We start from the raw sequence: 18,010 nt of genomic DNA on the forward strand, positions 1-18,010 counted from the left end.
GCGCATGTGTAATTTTGAGTTTTGAATGGCGATGAATATCCTTATTTACATCCTCATGTTTCTTGCTTCTGTCGTGGTGACCTTGGGCGGCTGCGCCCTATTCACGAACGGTATTGAATGGTTGGGCAAACGACTAAAGGTCCCAGAGGGTGCCGTCGGAAGTATTTTTGCCGCGATCGGCACGACCTTGCCCGAGACTTCGATTCCCGTCATTGCGATTTTCTTCGGCACCGGCCAAGAACGGACGGAGGTCGGATTAGGGGCGATCCTCGGCGCGCCCTTCATGCTCAGTACATTGGTCCTCCCAATTCTTGCAGGCCTATTAATTGTCTATGCCGGGCTCGGCAAGCGAAGCGCGGCCTTCCATCTCGACTATCGAGAGGTACGTGTCGACCTCCAATTTTTTCTCGTCGCCTATGCATTGGCCATGGCCTGCGTGTTTGTATCCACTCCTCTCATCCGATACATGGTGGCTGGCCTCCTCGTCGTCCTCTATGGCTTCTATATTCGAAGCAAATTTGCCGCTGACCATCAGGAGAACACCGATCTTGAACCATTGTTTTTTGCGCGCCGCGCCATGCGCCCTTCGTATATGATCATCGGGATTCAAGGAATGCTCGGGCTCGTTGGATTAGTGGGCGGCGCACATTTGTTTGTGACGGCTGCCAAATCATTGTCGGTTGAACTGAATGTGTCACCTCTACTGTTGGCGCTCCTCATCGCCCCGCTCGCGACAGAGCTTCCTGAAATGTCCAACAGCTTTCTCTGGCTGTATCAAAAGAAAGATACCTTGGCAGTCGGCAATGTGACGGGCGCCATGGTCTTTCAAGGGACATTCCCCGTCTCTGTCGGCCTGATTGGCACCAATTGGAATCTGGGGCCGACCGCCATGACCACCATGGGGCTTGCCCTGATTGCCGTTGGAATGAGTTTCATGCAGTTGCTGTGGGGGGGACACTGGCGCCCGTGGCTGCTGGGCCTTAGCGCCTTGCTGTATATGGGATTTACGCTGTATTTATATGGATCGTAACAGGATGTTGAAAAAGGCCTTATTACACCCGCCCTTCCCCAGGGGAGCCAAGACGCGCCCCTTCCCAAACTTGGTTCTCGCGTCGCTCAGAGGCTCAACGTACCGCCCACGGGCAAAGAGCTTGTCTCGGCAAGCTCAGGGCGGGCGGGTGAAATGGTACGCTTCGTCTTTAAGATCCGCCGGAGGAGAGAGGCAATGGGCATGAGGACGGGGCAACAGGTAAAGAAGGTGAAGCCGACCCTCGGCATCACGATGGGAGATCCGGCTGGGATCGGCCCCGAAGTCATTGCCAAGGCATTGGCGATGCCTAATGTAAACCGTCTCTGTCGGCCCATCGTGATCGGTTCACTGCCCGTCATGGAAGAGACGGTCCGGTGGCTTCGCCTCCCACTCAACGTCATCCCGGTATCAGAACGCAAGTTGTCGGCCCCAGGTTCCGGATGCATAGCGGTCCTTGATCCGTTGGAGCGTCCGCTCGGCAAATTTCCGATGGGCGCAGTCTCGGAGAAAGCCGGCGCCGGTTCGGTGGCCTTTATTCTGAAGGCCGTTCATTTAGCCCAGACCCGGTGTCTCGACGCGGTCGTCACCGGACCGATCAACAAGGAATCCATCAATCTCGCCGGCTATCACTATCCAGGCCATACCGAGCTCCTCGCGGATCTGACCAAAAGCAAAGAGGTCGGGATGATGATCCTCGGCGGACCATTGAAAATCATGTTCGTGACAACCCATGTCGCGATCCGGGATCTTCCCGATAGCCTGTCCGCAAACGGGATTGTGCGGTCGATCCGTCTCGCCCACCGCGCGATGAAAGAATATTTCGGCGTAGCCAAGCCGCGCATCGGAATCGCGGCGCTGAACCCTCATGGAGGAGAAGGAGGCCTGTTCGGAGAGGATGAGCGACACAACATTCTTCCGGCTGCCCGCCGGGCCAGGCGCATGGGAATCGATGCCAGCCCTCCGATGCCGGCCGACACGCTGTTCGGAAAGGCGGCGCGGGGAGAATTCGATGCAGTCGTGGCCATGTACCATGATCAGGGACTGATCCCGCTCAAAATGGTCGCATTCGGTGAGTGCGTCAACCTGACGGTGGGGTTACCAATCATTCGAACATCCGTAGATCACGGAACGGCCTATGACATCGTCGGCAAAGGAGTAGCCGATTGCGGAAGTTTGGTCGAGGCCATTAAAATGGCCGCACGGTTAGCACAAGCAGATCGGCTGAGGAGGACATGACGGATCAGAAGTCGGCCTTGGAGATGCTGGAGCGTCAGATCCAAGAATTGGACGCCGTGTTCAAGGAGGCGTCAAAGGATATCAATACCGTTCGCGGTAGCGAACGGGTTGCGGCTTGGAAAAAGCGCACGGTGCCGCTGCTGGCCGAGCACCTCGGACAAAAAGAAGCCCAGCGGTTTATCATGACGAAACCGGGCCCCTCATTCACCCGTGATCTCGATGAAGAATTGAGCGATGAAGTCGATTTGTATCGAAGCTATCTGACGGCTTTAGCAAACCGGCTGAAGAGCGCCAGCCCCGGCTGATCGCCGTGCAGATTTCTCCGCCCCCGCCACAGAAACGCCTCGGGCAAAATTTTCTCATCGACGCTAATATCGTTCGAAAAATCGTTTCCGCGGCCGCCCTCGAGCCCGGGGACACCGTGTTGGAGATTGGCCCTGGCCGAGGTGTTCTGACCCGTGCCTTGTGTGAAACAGCCAAGGCGGTCATCGCGCTTGAAATCGACCAGCATCTTGTCCAATATCTGAACAAGACGCTCACCTGTCCCAATCTGGACCTCCGTCACGACGACGCCCTACGCTTCCCATACGATACACTCCCTGACCGAACCGTGGTTGTCGCCAATCTCCCCTATTACATCTCCACGCCACTCTTGTTCACATTGCTTGAGGCAAAGGATAGGGTCGGCCGCATGGTGTTGATGCTGCAAGCCGAAGTTGCGGAGCGCATCGTCGCCTCCCCAGACACCGAGGCGTACGGGATTCTCTCCGTCCTCACGCAATACCGGACCGAAGCTAAGATCGCGTTTCGCGTCTCCAAAAACTGCTTCCGGCCCAGACCCGACGTAGATTCAGCCATCATCACACTCATGGTGCGGCCACACCCTGCCATCGCCGCGCCGAATGAAGCCCTCTTCGTCAAAGTTGTCCGTGCCGCCTTCGCCCACCGCCGCAAGACGCTTATCAATTCCCTGCGCGACGAAGGCTTCCCTCCCGCTCAACTCGCCACGGCATTGTCCCAGGCACACATCGACCCAACACGCCGCGCCGAAACACTATCGATACTAGAATTCGCCGCGCTCACTGATGCCCTCGCAACAATGTCTCCCTCGCTGTCATAATGGATGTGCTATTTTTTTGGCTCTCTCTTCATCCCCCAGACTTGTAGGGCCGCGCCACTGCGCGCGTGGAGCGAACACCTTCCGAGATGGGCGGTCTGTGAGCATAAGGGGGCCCCCGACGCGCCCTCCCTTCCGATGGTTTCGATTCAATTTACGCATAGATAAATGTGCATAGTACGTCATGTATACTTCTTTTCCCTCCCGGCGGAAGAGGCCTTGGATGACCCCCACTGCGCGCATCGAGCGAGCACATTCCTATCGTGCGCGCTCTGCGAGCAAACGGGTCACCAAGGCCTCCTGCAGCCTCTCCATTTCTTTGAATTCAATTCCTCCCTGTGCTACCATTCCTCGCATGGGTGTTTCTACCACGGCGAAGCGCGGTCACGCTCGCGGTGCTTCCCCTCAATCTTCACATGTTCCCCATGAAGTGATCGGTGTCGTACTGATCACGTTGAGTCTCCTAATTCTTCTGGGGCTGCTCTCCTACGCTCCATCCGATCGCACCTTTTTTGCCTCGACTTCGCCATCCATCACGCCTCCCCCTACACGGAATATGATCGGCACCGCCGGAGCGTCGCTCGCAGCCGGTTTATTTTGGCTCATCGGCACCGCCGCCTATCTGCTGCCGGCCCTGCTGTCGGTGATCGGAGGCCGGTGCTTCGTCCACGGGGCATTACAGGTCACACTGCGAAGCGCGGCCGGTTCGGCTGTGGTGTTGTTGTTTTTAAGCGGATTCCTGCACTTGGAACTAACCGGCATCCCGACAATTTCCAGCGGCATGGTGCAAAAGGGCATGGCCGGAGGGGCGGTCGGTCAATTCGTCGCAGATAACCTGCGCAGCTCGTTCGCCACCACGGGCGCACACATTCTCATTCTGTCAGGCCTGTTGGTTTCATTGCTGCTGGCCACTCCCGTGTCTCTCACGGATCTCTGGCGGCGATTACCAGAATGGTGGATCAGCCTATCTGAGACCGTTGCCGCGTTGATTCCCGAACGAACGGTACCATCGGAGAAAGTGAAAAAAGTCAAGACGAAGCCCGTTAGAATCAATCGCTCGGCGTTGACTGACTCGGCAGATGAGGATGCCGCTCGCGAGCTTCCTGAGATCGTCTCCCCACAACAGATGACGAGTGCGACCAAAGCCGCTGCTGCTCCGGCCAACGAGACCGACGAGGACTCGGACATGGTCGTGTCGAAATCCGTGCCGGCCGGTTATCTCCTGCCCGATGCTCGCGAACTACTGAGCGAAGTGCCCGGGCCGTCCGAACGCATGACGGATGAAATGCTCAAAGGTCAAGCCGACGTATTGGCTCGAGCACTGCTCAGTTTCGGTATTGAAGGCAAGGTCACCGAGATCCACCCGGGTCCCGTGATCACGATGTATGAGTTTGAGCCGGCGCCTGGCGTGAAAGTCGCTCGCATCGTCAATCTCAGTGACGATCTCGCGTTAGCACTCAAGGCTGCCAGCATTCGAATCGTCGCACCTCTCCCCGGAAAATCGGTGGTGGGCGTGGAAGTACCCAACCGGCACCGGGAAACCGTGTCGCTCAAAGAGGTACTCACAAGCGAAGCCTATACCCATTCACGATCGAAACTGACGATGGCCTTGGGCAAAGACATTTTCGGCAAATCGGCGACGGCCGACCTTAAAACGATGCCGCATCTCCTGGTCGCGGGGGCGACAGGAGCAGGCAAGAGCGTCGGGCTGAACACGATGTTGTTGAGCATTTTGACGAAAGCGAAGCCCGACGAAGTCAAGCTTCTCTTGATCGATCCCAAGATGCTGGAGCTGCAAACGTACGATGGCATTCCACACCTCCTCCGTCCGGTCATCACAGATGCCAAGTCGGCCAATCGCGGACTCGGCTGGGTGGTGCAGGAAATGGAACGTCGGTATAAACTCCTCGCCGAAGCGGGGGTGCGCAACGTCGATTCATACAATCGCCGAGTTGCCGATGCGCAAGGCAAGCTCCGGTCGTCCTCCAAACCGGAGCAGACGGAATTACCCATTGAATTCTTGAGCGAGGAAGAGCGGCTATCTGCCGGTGAAACAACGGCCGCAGCGACGGAGTCTCGGCCTGCACCTTCAACCCCGCCGTCGCCGCTTCCGTATATCGTCGTGATGATCGACGAACTGGCCGACCTCATGATGGTGGCGCCGAAGGATGTCGAGGATAAAATCGCCCGACTGGCGCAGATGGCGCGAGCGGCCGGCATTCATCTGATCCTCGCCACGCAACGCCCGTCCGTGGATGTGCTCACCGGATTGATCAAAGCGAATTTCCCGGCGAGAATCTCGTTTCAGGTGTCTTCCAAAACCGACTCGCGCACCATTCTGGATGCCAACGGCGCGGAAGCCCTCCTTGGTCGTGGCGACATGCTATATCTCGCCTCCGGCACGGGACGCCTTACGCGCTTGCATGGATCGTTCGTCTCGGATGAGGATGTGCGCCGCGTCGTCGAATTCGTGAAGAAACAAGCCACACCGACTTATAGCGAAGAATTGCAATCAATCTCGCAAGAAGAGACGACCGAAGAACAAGCAAAGGACGAAGTATACGAACAAGCGAAGGATCTCGTATTGACCGGCGGCCAGGCCTCGGCGTCCTTGATTCAACGGCGACTGCGAGTCGGCTATCCGAGAGCGGCGCGCATGATTGAACGCATGGAAGAGGAAGGCCTCGTCAGCGCCCCGGCCCGCGACGGACGGCGAGAGGTGATTGGGCGAAAGGGGCCGGTGGGAGAGGTGGAGGAATGATGAAGGATAGTGTAGGCGGGAAGGACAATGGGGGCGTTCCTTGTGCTCGCGCACCGCGCACGATGGGAATGTGCTCGGCGGACCCGCGCAGTGAGGCCCGCCCCAACCGTCCTTCCCGCCTCTATCATAAAGTGGTCCTGTTACTCCTTACGGTTATGGGCCTGCCTTTCACTCTGCTTATATCATCGGCAGGGTTTGCCGCCGACGAGGGGAAGGAAACAGGTAAGGACCAGAAGGAAGTGTTGGAAGTCGTGAAGAAGTTGCAGGCACGGTACGAGCAGACGAAGGATTTGCAGGCGGATTTTCAGCAGACGACGCGGATTGAAGGGTTTGCGACACCATTGACCTCGAAGGGGCGGATGTTGATCAAGAAGCCCGGCTTGCTGCGGTGGGATTACCGGGACCCGACGGTGGAAGAGATTTACGTGAATCGGAATGACGTGATGATGTATGTGCCCGAACACAAACAAGTGTTGGTGGGTAAACTGACGCAGATGGCCGCGTCCCAAGCGCCGCTGCAATTACTTCAGGGCGTGGCAAAAATCGATGAAGAATTCGATATTGAATCGACGCGCGGGGGAGAGCGAGGAGAAGGCGGACTTCCGCTGATCACGCTGACGCCCAAATCGGCAGAACCGGACGCGTCACGGTCGGTGTCAAAACTGGTGGTCGAAGTTCAGCCTAAAATCTACTTCATTAAGACTGTCACCATACATGAAATGAGCGGCAACATTTCCACGTTTGCGTTCAGTGATCTCAAGCCGAATGCAGGGCTGAAAAGCGATGTCTTCATGTTTAAGGTGCCGGCCGGAGTGGAAGTGATCAAAGCGCCTACGCTGTCACCGCCGTGAGTCGTCCTCGTCGAACTTATCAGCCGCTGCACGGAGCAATGAAACATAAACGGTTCACAAGGGGAAGGTCATGATCGCGACCAGCACGAAAGGGATCTCCGAAGCCGTCCGGAAGGCAATCGCCGCGCTCGACTTCGAACAGGTCAGGCAGCAGTATTGGGATCAGAACGAATTCGTCTGCCTCCCTCACTTCCTGTCTTCAGCGGTGGTCGAGGAGTGTTTGCTGCCCTCGGTCCAAGACTTGAAACCACGGCTCAATCGCAACTATATTCCGGGTCACAAGAAAGGCGGAAGCGTCAGTTATTATACGGTCCGGGAGCAGGCCCCGGCATTCTTGGAATTCTATCGATCACCGGCCTTCATCGACTTTTTAAGTCGCCTGGTGGGGGCCCGCCTCATGCTCTGCCCCGAAAATGATCCCCATGCATGCGCCTTGTACTACTATACGGAGCCCGGCGACCATATTGGCTTCCACTATGACACGTCATACTATAAGGGAGCCCGCTATACCATCCTGATGGGGCTTGTCGATCGCTCGCCGTCGTGTCGCCTGGTCTGCCAACTCTACAAGGATAATCCGCAGCGTCAGATGAAAGAACTGGAGCTTGCCACCGAGCCCGGCACCGTGGTGATTTTCAACGGAGACAAACTCTGGCACGCCGTCACACCATTAGGAGAGGGTGAAGAGCGGGCGGTGCTCACTCTTGAATACGTCACGAATCAAGAGATGGGGTCTATCAAGCGTATTTATTCCAACCTGAAGGATGCCTTCGGCTATTTTGGACTGAAGGCGCTCTTGCCCGGCAAACGGTAGCGGTCAGCATTTAGGTTAGAAAGACTACTGGCGCTTCTGCCTGAAACTGATGACTGAGAGCTGATCGCTGAGACCTTTTCGGCACGCCCGGCATTCAGCCATCAGCCTTCAGTGTTCAGCCTCGAACGAACAGAATGGCCTCTTTTGCTTCGTATCTTTAGTTTGAAGCTGATGGTTGAGAGCTGACCCCCTGATAGCTTCTCTTCCAACTTATACCGCAAATTGGTCTTTCAAGACGACATGCTGACCCACTGATTTCCGAATCACATTCAACAATTCTTCTTTCATGACAGGCTTGATGAGATAGTCACGCACGCCTTGGCGCATTAACGACACGGCCAACTCGACGTCGGGATAGCCCGTCATCACGACGACCGGCACGCCCGGAAACTGACTTCGGAAATAGGCGATTGCTTCCTTCCCGTTAATTTTTGGCATGCGAATGTCACAGAGCACGGTATCGACCATTAACGGATTATCGCCCGACCGTATCGCTTCAATCGCCTCTTCTCCGTCAGCCGCCTCCACGACCTCATACCCGTCCTTCGCAAGCATCAGTGAAATCGGCTTTCGCACCTGGGCCTCGTCGTCGACGACGAGAATCCGGCCTTGGCGCATGCCTTCTGCTGAATGAGTGACGGTCATCATGATGCACCTCCTTCTTAGGCGGTTGTGGGTGGGAACTTGACGGTGAATGTACTGCCCTTGCCTTCATCACTTTCGACCGCAATTCGCCCGCCATACTTGCTGACGATCTTGTAGACGATGCTGAGTCCTAGCCCTGTTCCTTTGCCGGGATCCTTGGTCGTGACAAACGGGTCAAAAAGCTTTGCCAGTAAATGTGGAGGAATCCCGCATCCTGTATCCTGAATGGACACGGTGACCGTGTCGTCCTGGAGGGACGTCCGCAATGTTAACTGTCCGACGCCGCTCATGGCTTCCACAGCGTTGCTGATCAAATTGACGAACATTTGATCGATTTCCGTGCGTCGCGCGCGAAGTCTCGGTGTTTGTTGAAATTCGGTCACGACCACCACCTGCCCGTATTGGGGACACCGTTGAACTAACCGCACGGCCTCCATCAGCCGCTCACACACATCCAGATCGATTTCGCCGTCTCTCGAGGCTGGACGGGCATAGCACGCAAAGTCCCGCACCACTTCCCCCACGTGTACGGAGCACTGGACGATATCCCGGGCATACTGTTTCACCTTCTCATGGTCATCTTCCTCCAAAATGACCTGGGCCATCCCGAGAATGCCTTGCACCGGGTTATTAATTTCATGCGCCATCCCAGACACCAGCGTTCCGAGACTGGATAGTTTTTCGGCTTGGATAAGTTGATCTTGGAGCTGCTTTTGCTCCGTCACATCCCACATAACCAAACCTGCCTGCCGAAGTGGATTGCTGTGCAGCGTGACCGGAAACGGACGATAGCGATAGACGTGTTTGCGGATTTCAATGTCACGTTCTTCCAGGGATGTTCCACGGCACGCGGCGGACCGGAGATCTTCAGCCAACCGCGCCCACTCGTGTACCGGAAGTGAAACGACTTCTCGAAGCGCGCTGCCGATCAGCGTCGCCACTTCAGGACGAAGATGCGTCTTCGCTTGAGGGTTCGCGTACGCGACTCGCAGCTCCTCATCGACGATCAAAATCACGCATGGGAGGGACACGAGGATCGCATCGAGCCTGCCGTAGGCATCATGTAACGCTTTCTGCGCTCGTCGACGTTCCATAAACTGCCCGATCTGGCTAGCCATCGCGCTTAACATCTGCAGAAGGTCTTCATGCGGACGGCACTTATCGCAGCTGAAAAATTCGACGACCCCGTACACCTCTCCATTGAGTGTGATCGGGAAGGCGAGCGCTCCGTGCAATCCGGCCAGCACGGCCATGGGAGCTCGTACGAAACTTGGATCTTGGGTCACATCCGCTATCCAGGCCGGTTCCCCGGTTGACCACACACGCCCCGGCAGTCCTGTCCCTCTGGGAAAAGCCGTCTGCCGTGTGAACGCCGCAAACCATTGGGCATTCAGTTCCGGCGAATGCCACAGTTGCAGACAACGCAGCACACCGCTTTGTTCATCGACAGTCCAAATCTCGCCGAAATCCCAGCCCAGGCCTTCACAAATCGACTGTAAAATCGTCGCACTCACTTCGGTGAAGGTCGCGGCGCCGGCGAGTGCCCGCGTCACGGCGTACTGAGCAGCTTGCGCGATTTCCGCGCGCTTGCGTGCCGTGATGTCGCGGATGATCCCGCCGAAATATCTGTGCTCTGTGTTCTTCCACACGGCAAGGGATAGTTCCAGCGGAAATTCGGTTCCATCTTTTCGAAGTCCGTAGAGTTCGACTGGACGACCGAGCATTCTGGATTCGCCGGTCACAGTGACGCGTTCCAATCCCTGTTGATGGGCTTCCCGGTAACGCGCCGGCATGATCATCGTCAATGGTTGGCCGAGGACTTCGTCGCGCTCATACAAAAACATTTCTTGGGCACCGTGGTTCCAGAAGACGATCTTACCGCCGTCTTCGGCAATCACAATCGCATCCGAGGTGGACTGAACGATGGAACGAAAGCGCTCTTCGCTTTCATTCAGCGCGTGTTCGACATGCTTCGCCTTGGCGGACATGGCTCGTACACCACAGGCCCGCCGAGTCACCGCTTTCATCTCCGCGGACCTGTATGGTTTCACCACATAGGCAAAGGCGCCTCGTGTCATTGGCCCAACCGTGTTTTGCTCAGTCCCATGTCCTGTGAGAATGATCACCGGCAATTGCGGGTCCGCTTCGCCCAGCGCCTTGAGGACCGCATGCCCATCGAGATCGGGCAGTCCGATATCCAAGATCACCGCGCCGTAGTGCGCCTGCTGTGCTTGACGAATCGCTTCTCCACCCGTCCCGGTGAGGTGCACATGGTAGCCTTCCTGTTGCAGCATGTCGCCGAGGCTTTCGCGGATATCAGGATCATCATCGACAATGAGAATCGCTTGCTCGATGCCGATGTCTGTCATGGGACTCATTATGGTCCTCGCCGCCGGTACGCCTAGATTTTTGACCAGAGTCGAAGGTGGATGCCCCAAAGCACGCAACCGACGTGCCATATGGACCTAGGACTAAAAGCCGTAAGAGAACGACCAACGTCTTGAAATCCTAGAAAAGCTCAACATCTGCGAGAAAGCTGGAAGAAAGGAAGGATTTAGTTGGATGTGTACAGTATCGGAATGAATACCATTTTTATCCGCTAGGATACAGCGCCAGACGTATGGACCATTTCCTCATGACGACGACGAGGCGATCGGCATCGTGAAGTAGAATCGACTGCCCTGGCCAGGCAGACTTTCAACCCAAATCTTTCCTCCATGCAACTCGACCAGGCTTTTGGTAATGGGCAACCCAAGACCAGCGCCCCGCTGCTCGAGCTGGATCGTTTCTCCACGATAGAAACGTTCGAAGATTCGGGCTTGCTCGTGAGGTGGAATCCCACAGCCCGTATCGGCCACGCAAAACTGAACAAAGCCGTCCGCGATGATCTTGGTCTCGACACGGATCTGTCCACCTGAAGGCGTAAACTTGACGGCGTTTTGAATGAGATTGGTCAGAATTTGATGCAGTTTATCCCGGTCCCCACTAATCTGGGCCGGTCGCCCTTGGTGCCAGTGCTGGATCGCAATGGACTTCGCCTGACCCACCGGCTGCAATGATTCCACGATCTCCGGCACAAGCTCGGCGATCGGCAGCGGCGCAAGCGTGAGTTCCACGCGTCCGGCTTCAATGCGCGAAAGATCCAATAGATCATTAATCATGCGGGTTAATCGTTCGACATTGTATTTGACCCGCCCCAAATAGTAGGACTGACGATCACTCAGCGCGCCCGTCAGTCCATCCAACATGTTCTCGATATACCCCTTAATGGAGGTCATCGGAGTCCGAAGCTCATGGGACACGATCGAGACGAATGCGGATTTGAGTCGATCCAACTCTTGGAGCTTTTCATTGGCCGCCTGCAGTTCACGGGTACGGTCTTGCACCCGATGCTCCAACGTTTGAGTAAGCGCTTCGAGATCCTGGTACGCTTGGGCATTATCAAGAGCCACGGCCACCTGCGTGGCGATCGTCAGCAGGAGGTCTAAATCTTCCTGTCGACAGACGGCCTCACCACGATCGGCCGCGATGAATCCCATGATCCGCTGACTAGTTTTTAAAGGCGCGGCGATAAAACTCGTGATGCCCTCTGCACGCGCCATGTCGAGGAGCGGAGGGTAGATACGATCGGCGACCGACTCGACATCCGTGATTACGACACCACGGCCACGCACGAGAAGATCAGCATGAATGCTCGCGTCATCCTCAATCGGCATTTCCAAAAGACGACCAGCTTGCTCGACTTCCGGCGATACTCCGGCCGTCCGCGCCCGATACGCCACCTGTCGATGCGAGTCATACAGCATCAAGACCATGTGCCGATAGCCGAGGTTCTCCGTCAGCAGTTCCAAGACGACATTCAACAGTTTATCGATGTCCAACGTTGAAATAATCGCCGTACCCGTGCGATTGAGCGTTTGCAGTTGATTCAGTTGGGTCCGAATGGCTTGATCCCGGTCTTTTAGAGACTGTGTCATACGGTTGAAGAGGCCGGCAAGGTCTCCGACTTCATCTCGCGTACTGGGTTCCACCGATGCGACGAGATCGCCCTCTGCCACTCGTTTAGCCACGGACGCCAAATGCTTGAGCGGCGTGATGATCCGATCTGCGAGGACAATCGTCGTGGCAATACCGACGAGAATAATGAGGATTGTAATCAGCATGACGTTGCGCACGACGCCATTGAGTGCCTGCTGCATCTTGGTGCGCGTCAACCCGATCTGAACGACACCCAAGACCTTGGCTTCCACTCCGGTTTCAAGCGGCTTGTTCGATTGGCCTTCGAGCTGCTCCAGCGAAAACGGCAACGGAACGGCGGGAGTCTGAGGCGACGGCCTCCTGAGGATCGGCATCGCAAAATCATAGACGGTCTCCGCTCGTGCTCCATCCTCGACTACAAAAGGTGTAATCATGGTCTCGGGAGCCCCCGCATCAAAACGCGTTTGACTCAAGGTATGGCTGGGGTATAGAGGCTGCTCCGATGAACGAACCATGCCGTTTCGTGCCGACAATCGCCCTTTTGTGCCAGCAGCCAACACCGACCCATTCGCAGCAGTGATGACTGCGTAGATGACCTCCTCGCCCTCCAGCACACCGGCGATATATTCCTCCAAGACGACCCGATCTTCTACGATGGCCGCATACCGACTATTGTGCGCAAGATTCTTCACGAGGATCGTTCCCGTTTCAATAAGAGCACTCGTCATGGTATCGGCTTGTTGGTGGATGAAGTACCAACTGAGGCCTGAGCAGACCGCGATAATGATCAGGCTGATGAACAACACCAGCTTAGTGCGCAGGCTGAACAATCCCCTGCGCAGTCCGAGGCCACCCTCGTCATGAGTGATCATGCCTATGTCATTCATAAGTAAGCCCTCAGTACAGCTCATCCGCCCGCCCCATGACGTCAGGGGGGAGCGTGAGCCCAAGATATTTTGCGGTCTTCAGATTCACGGCCAATCGAATACGGTCCGGAGGCACGGTCGTCGGGATGGTCCGGTCGGAATGATTGAGGATTTTCCCAGCGATGTTGGCCGCTTGCCGACCAATGTCTTCCGGTTTGATGGAGAGACCCGCCAAAGCGCCGTTCCGTACGAATTCCGAGGAGAAACCGAGGACGGGCACATTTCGATCGAGGGCCTCGCCTAATACGAATCGAATTGATTCTTCCGTCAGCACGGTGCTATCGGGAATCAGCCATAATCCTTCCACGCTCGGAAGAAGCGCTCGAATGGCAGCGGGCACCTCTTTTTCCGAATGAACCTTGTGTTCGATTAATTCGAGCCCAAGCCGCGCTGCGACCCGACGCGCTTCCTCTACGAGAGGCGCGGTCTTCTCCGGGTCATACAGTACGCCGAGATGCTTCAGCGCCGGGACGAGTGCGTGGATCGTGTTGAATTGACGTTCGACCGGGACGCGCAGACTAATGCCGGTCAAGTTCGGAGCTCGGAGATCGTACTTCTCCGGATCGAGGACCATGCAATAGATGACAGGGGTATCGACAATTTCGACCTTCGCCGCCAATGCGGCTTTCAGCCCGATCGCGATGACGAGGACGGCGTCCGATGCACGAATTTTTCGTGCGAGTTTTTTCCCACGCGTGACATCGCCTTCCAGATCATAGACGGTCAGTGTCGCCGTATCGGCGAGCTCAGCCTGCAAGCCCGAGATCGCCTGGTTATAGGCGGCGATGTCCGAAGATTTGAGGATGGCAATTTCGTAGGCGGCGAGAGGCGAGGGTGAGGCAAAGGAGAGAACGACAAAGACAATCGTGAGGATCGACCACCCTATCAAGGTAAGGGCACATCGACCCATCACGCCCGTCTTCTCGGTGGCGCAGGAATCGAGGACCAATCTGACCTCACTGGGCGGAGGATATCTGAAGCGGCACGCCGGGGTCTACCAGCCCGAGCCGCGCTTCAGTTCAGTAATGTCCTGTGCGATTCCCGCAATCCGATAGATCGTTCCTGAGGCGTCCCGTATCGGGAAAGCTCGGTCCCGGATCCACCGGATGGAGCCGTCCGGGCGTATGATCCGATACTGCTCCGCGTACTGGCCGAGAACCTGTCGTCTCGTTGAGGCCTGTCGTATACGATCCTGATCTTCCGGATGAATGGCGTCGAGCCAGGACTGGGGCGAGGCATAGAGACTGTCACAGGACCGTCCCCACACTTCTTGATATCCTGGGCTGACATAAAGCATTCGATTCTTTTCGAGGTCCGTTATCCAAAAGACATCCAGAATATGCTCGGTCACTTGTTGGAGCCGCTCTTGGCTCTCGCGTAACGCCGACTCCATGCGCTTGCGATCAGTAATGTCTTTAAAGATCACGACGGCGCCGACGACCGCTTCTCGTTCAAGAATCGGCGTGCTGATATATTCCACTGGGAAGGAACTGCCATCCTTCCTCCAAAACACCTCTTCATCCACGGAATACGGCTGGGCGTCTCTGACCGCCGCATACACGGGGCACTGTTCGGCAGGATACGGTGTGCCATCCGCTTTAGAATGATGAAGCGTCGAATGCATGGGGCGCCCGATCAATTCCTCTTTGCTCCAACCGAGCATGCGGGCGCCGGCCGGATTGACAAATGTCGTGCATCCTTGCACGTCGATTCCATAGATGCCATCACCGGCAGAGTTCAGGATCAATTCCTGTAGCGTGGACAATCGTATCTGTTCGGCTTGGGCTTGCTCCATCCGTTTACGCTCGGTGATTTCACGGATGACGCCGCAATAGTAGGTCTCGCCACCGATGCTCCATGTTCCGAGAGACAGCTCGACCGGAATCTCTGCTCCGTCCTTCCTGAGCCCTTGCAGCTCGACGGATCTTCCCATGATGCGTGAGTTTCCGGTCGATCGGAATGCCGCGAGCCCCCGTTCGTGCGCTTCTCGGTACCGAACCGGCATAATCGTTGTCAAGGATTGTCCGAGCGCCTCTTCCTCGGAGTAACCAAACATGTGCTCGGCCGCCCTATTCCAAAATATAATGTGGCCGAGTCCATCGGCCAGCACGATGGCGTCAGTGGCGGATTGCACGACCGACTGGAACCGATTCTCGCTCGCATTGAGCGCGCTCTCCGCCGTTTCGACCCTGGTCGCCAGCACTTTCACGCCAATGGCGCGACGAAGCGTTCCTCTCAATTGTTCTCGATTGTAAGGCTTCGTTAACAGTGCAAACGCGCCATGGCCGACCGCTCCAGCCGTTCTCTCAGGCGCAGTAAACGCCGTCAGGATAATGATCGGAAGCTGAGGATCGTGTTCCTGGAGTTTGTTCAGAACCACGAGCCCGTCGACATCGGGAAGTCCAAGATCCAGGATCACGGCCGAATAGGGTGACTGTTTCGATCTCGCCAGCGCCTCGAATCCGGTTGAAGCCACATCGACACGATATCCGTCATGTTGAAGAAAATCCAATAAGGCCTGAGAAATGTCCGGATCGTCATCGACGACCAGAATCTCGGCTTTTGCCTCTATGCTTCCTTCCGGCATACACCCTCAGACACATGACCCTGAAACCATCGCCGTGGAGCCGAGACACTGGCTGTCCCCACCTTCAGCACCATCCCCTGCCGAGCACGATTAAAGACACACCATGGTATTTCCCATCACGCCTGCAGATAGCGCTGAAGATGATCTAGTCGACTTCCCGGTCCGAACTGCGTGGTCTTCCGCCTTTGAGGTTTTCAAGGCGCTGCGTGAACGGATGCCCATTGAGTCGTTCTCGTTGATCCAAGGTTGTAGTTAATGCCTGCTCCAAGAGTCGCGCGAGGGTCAGTCCCTTTGTCCAGTAGACGGTATTGCGCGATCGTTCCAGCAGGTCAATCGGAAGAGAAACGGTCAGCCGCTTTCGTTCGACAGATCTCCGCTTTACCGGCTTCAGCGCCATCCGATCGTGCGGGGAAGCATGAGTTGAAGTATCTGCAGCAGGATTCCTTTTTGAAAGCCAATCGCGTTCAAGACCAGAATCTTTGAGTGAATGACAGGGGGCTTCGGACGTGTTTTGATCTATTGTGAACGCAGGATTCACGACCTCCTCCTTTCTACTCTATACGAACACGGATGTATCTATGCCGCCGCATGGTGTTCATACTGCTCTTGACGCTGCCCTGCCTCGTCGGCGGCCTCGATCTGTTCGGTCGGGCCGTCCGAATGAGATGCCGCGGTCTCATTCTGAATGGAGGCCAGCACCATGACCCACAACAATCCGACCATACCTATTAGAATGCCCCAGGTAATCAGTGCCCAGTCCATAACTCCCTCCCGTATTTAGAATCCAACGTGGGGTTATGATTGGGGACCGGAGCAAGGAAGATGCCTCATGATTCTTCCTCTAGTCTGTCGCCATCGCGACGGCAAAGCCGTTGAATCATGAGATGAAATACAATCAGCGAGCAGAAGAGGTCCTAGATCAGACCGTCAGCGACAGGAGAACAACCGTATCGATTTTAGTACAGCAGCTTATCCGGTCCGATACAGGATAGACCTAGGCGGGGAATCCTATGTTCGAATCGTCTTACCGAATGGTCGACATCCCTATGGGTCGAAGTTCTCTAATACATGATGCCGAAAAAGAGCATGGATAGGAACGAAGGGGTCAAAGCCAAAGTAAGGCGAGTTTGAAATTGCTTAACCATGCCAAAAAGTTAGCGGTTCGAGTAAGTAACTGAAGGACTCTGCACTCGCTTCCATCGATAGCCTCCTCCCCATTGACGGGGAGGGATATTGCCTCGCTTTCCCACGCGCGTGTACCACCATCGGCCCTCTGCGGTCATGCCGTCCTCTGAGAGACGTAGTTCAAAGCCTCCCTCGCGATCATTGCCGGTTTGTTGCCACGTGCCTTCCCATTGTCTATTGGCAATCCGAGTCGTGACCAACATTCCCTGTTGCCAGGTGTACTGACCGTTACCGGACGCGTCCAACACGGCATGATACGTCTTGTCCTCTTCTTGGATTTCCCATTCACCGCCCACATCAGTCGACGCTGCCGCAGGGGATACCGTCGCACCTGGCACGTCAGCGTCCGCAGCGACTTGTTGCGTGTCGGGAGCGCGCTCAAAGGACTCATGCCACTGCACGAGGAGCCACCGGCCTTGGCGGCGTTCCAGCACGCCGGATTCCCGTAAAGGCAGCCGCATCTTGCGCGCGTCCTGTCCTGTCCCTTCATAGCGAATGTACTCGATTTCCGCCGTATACCACGCCAGATCGCCCCGCTCCCACACATGTACTTCCTTGATTGGGATCTCGATGCGCGTTACCGTCTCGAATTCCTGCTGCATCTCATGCTTGAGCTCATTCCAACCAACGTATTTCCGGCCGCCGACCGAGTAGCCGACCATATCCAGATCCTTGGATACCAGTCGTTCGAGGTCGGCCATGTTTCGCATTTCATTCGCATGGAACATCGCGCGGATTAACGCTTCCGGTGTGGCAGGATGAGAAACTTCCGTGGAGTGAGGAAGCGTCGAACAGGAGCAGACCACCACGGGTAACAGCGAGACCCGAAGCACCCATTGACTCAGAACCGTCCCGACATAGCGCATCATATTCCTCCAGA

General features: G+C 56.1%; 15 protein-coding genes. 7 read left to right on the forward strand and 8 right to left on the reverse strand.

What is annotated here, in order from left to right; all coding sequences use genetic code 11:
• Positions 1–25: 25 nt before the first annotated feature.
• The 7 genes from ACWHYZ_RS20765 (at position 26) to ACWHYZ_RS20795 (ending at position 7,809) form a co-directional block, all read left to right on the forward strand.
• Complete coding sequence (locus ACWHYZ_RS20765) at positions 26–1,030, forward strand: sodium:calcium antiporter (RefSeq protein ID WP_447984572.1); 1,005 nt, start codon at positions 26–28, stop codon at positions 1,028–1,030.
• Positions 1,031–1,225: 195 nt separating this feature from the next.
• Positions 1,226–2,266 (forward strand): 4-hydroxythreonine-4-phosphate dehydrogenase PdxA, encoded by a 1,041-nt coding sequence (gene pdxA / locus ACWHYZ_RS20770; protein WP_447984573.1) that lies wholly within the window; start codon positions 1,226–1,228, stop codon positions 2,264–2,266.
• Entirely contained in the window at positions 2,263–2,571 is a 309-nt protein-coding gene (locus ACWHYZ_RS20775) for a hypothetical protein (RefSeq protein ID WP_447984574.1), read from the forward strand. The genes pdxA and ACWHYZ_RS20775 overlap by 4 nt, the downstream gene beginning before the upstream one ends.
• A gap of 5 nt (positions 2,572–2,576) precedes the next feature.
• Positions 2,577–3,386: a 16S rRNA (adenine(1518)-N(6)/adenine(1519)-N(6))-dimethyltransferase RsmA gene (gene rsmA / locus ACWHYZ_RS20780; protein ID WP_447984575.1), complete on the forward strand. Its 810-nt coding sequence runs from the start codon at positions 2,577–2,579 to the stop codon at positions 3,384–3,386.
• 220 nt (positions 3,387–3,606) lie between these two features.
• Positions 3,607–6,144: a DNA translocase FtsK 4TM domain-containing protein gene (locus ACWHYZ_RS20785; RefSeq protein WP_447984576.1), complete on the forward strand. Its 2,538-nt coding sequence runs from the start codon at positions 3,607–3,609 to the stop codon at positions 6,142–6,144.
• The gene (locus ACWHYZ_RS20790; protein ID WP_447984577.1) at positions 6,141–6,995 is read left to right on the forward strand and encodes a LolA family protein; all 855 of its coding nucleotides are present in this window, start codon (positions 6,141–6,143) and stop codon (positions 6,993–6,995) included. Before ACWHYZ_RS20785 ends, ACWHYZ_RS20790 begins: the two co-directional genes overlap by 4 nt.
• A gap of 70 nt (positions 6,996–7,065) precedes the next feature.
• Positions 7,066–7,809, forward strand: a complete 744-nt coding sequence (locus tag ACWHYZ_RS20795) for a 2OG-Fe(II) oxygenase (protein WP_447984578.1) — start codon at positions 7,066–7,068, stop codon at positions 7,807–7,809.
• Between the two features lie 210 nt (positions 7,810–8,019).
• Here ACWHYZ_RS20795 and ACWHYZ_RS20800 read toward each other — a convergent pair whose 3' ends face one another.
• From ACWHYZ_RS20800 to ACWHYZ_RS20835, 8 genes are all read right to left on the reverse strand, one after another.
• Positions 8,020–8,457 (reverse strand): response regulator, encoded by a 438-nt coding sequence (locus ACWHYZ_RS20800; RefSeq protein ID WP_447984579.1) that lies wholly within the window; start codon positions 8,455–8,457, stop codon positions 8,020–8,022.
• A 14-nt stretch (positions 8,458–8,471) separates the two neighbouring features.
• Positions 8,472–10,832 (reverse strand): PAS domain S-box protein, encoded by a 2,361-nt coding sequence (locus ACWHYZ_RS20805; RefSeq protein WP_447984580.1) that lies wholly within the window; start codon positions 10,830–10,832, stop codon positions 8,472–8,474.
• A 255-nt stretch (positions 10,833–11,087) separates the two neighbouring features.
• On the reverse strand, positions 11,088–13,319 hold the full coding sequence (locus ACWHYZ_RS20810) for an ATP-binding protein (RefSeq protein ID WP_447984581.1): 2,232 nt from the start codon (positions 13,317–13,319) through the stop codon (positions 11,088–11,090).
• A 10-nt stretch (positions 13,320–13,329) separates the two neighbouring features.
• Positions 13,330–14,268, reverse strand: a complete 939-nt coding sequence (locus tag ACWHYZ_RS20815) for an ABC transporter substrate-binding protein (RefSeq protein ID WP_447987625.1) — start codon at positions 14,266–14,268, stop codon at positions 13,330–13,332.
• 84 nt (positions 14,269–14,352) lie between these two features.
• Positions 14,353–15,945, reverse strand: a complete 1,593-nt coding sequence (locus ACWHYZ_RS20820; protein ID WP_447984582.1) for a PAS domain S-box protein — start codon at positions 15,943–15,945, stop codon at positions 14,353–14,355.
• A 145-nt stretch (positions 15,946–16,090) separates the two neighbouring features.
• Positions 16,091–16,342, reverse strand: a complete 252-nt coding sequence (locus tag ACWHYZ_RS20825; protein WP_447984583.1) for a hypothetical protein — start codon at positions 16,340–16,342, stop codon at positions 16,091–16,093.
• A gap of 179 nt (positions 16,343–16,521) precedes the next feature.
• A complete protein-coding gene (locus ACWHYZ_RS20830) occupies positions 16,522–16,707 on the reverse strand; it encodes a hypothetical protein (protein WP_447984584.1) in 186 nt (61 codons plus the stop codon).
• Between the two features lie 392 nt (positions 16,708–17,099).
• Positions 17,100–17,999 (reverse strand): nuclear transport factor 2 family protein, encoded by a 900-nt coding sequence (locus ACWHYZ_RS20835; protein ID WP_447984585.1) that lies wholly within the window; start codon positions 17,997–17,999, stop codon positions 17,100–17,102.
• Positions 18,000–18,010: the final 11 nt, after the last annotated feature.

This window comes from Nitrospira sp. Nam74 (assembly GCF_965152615.1).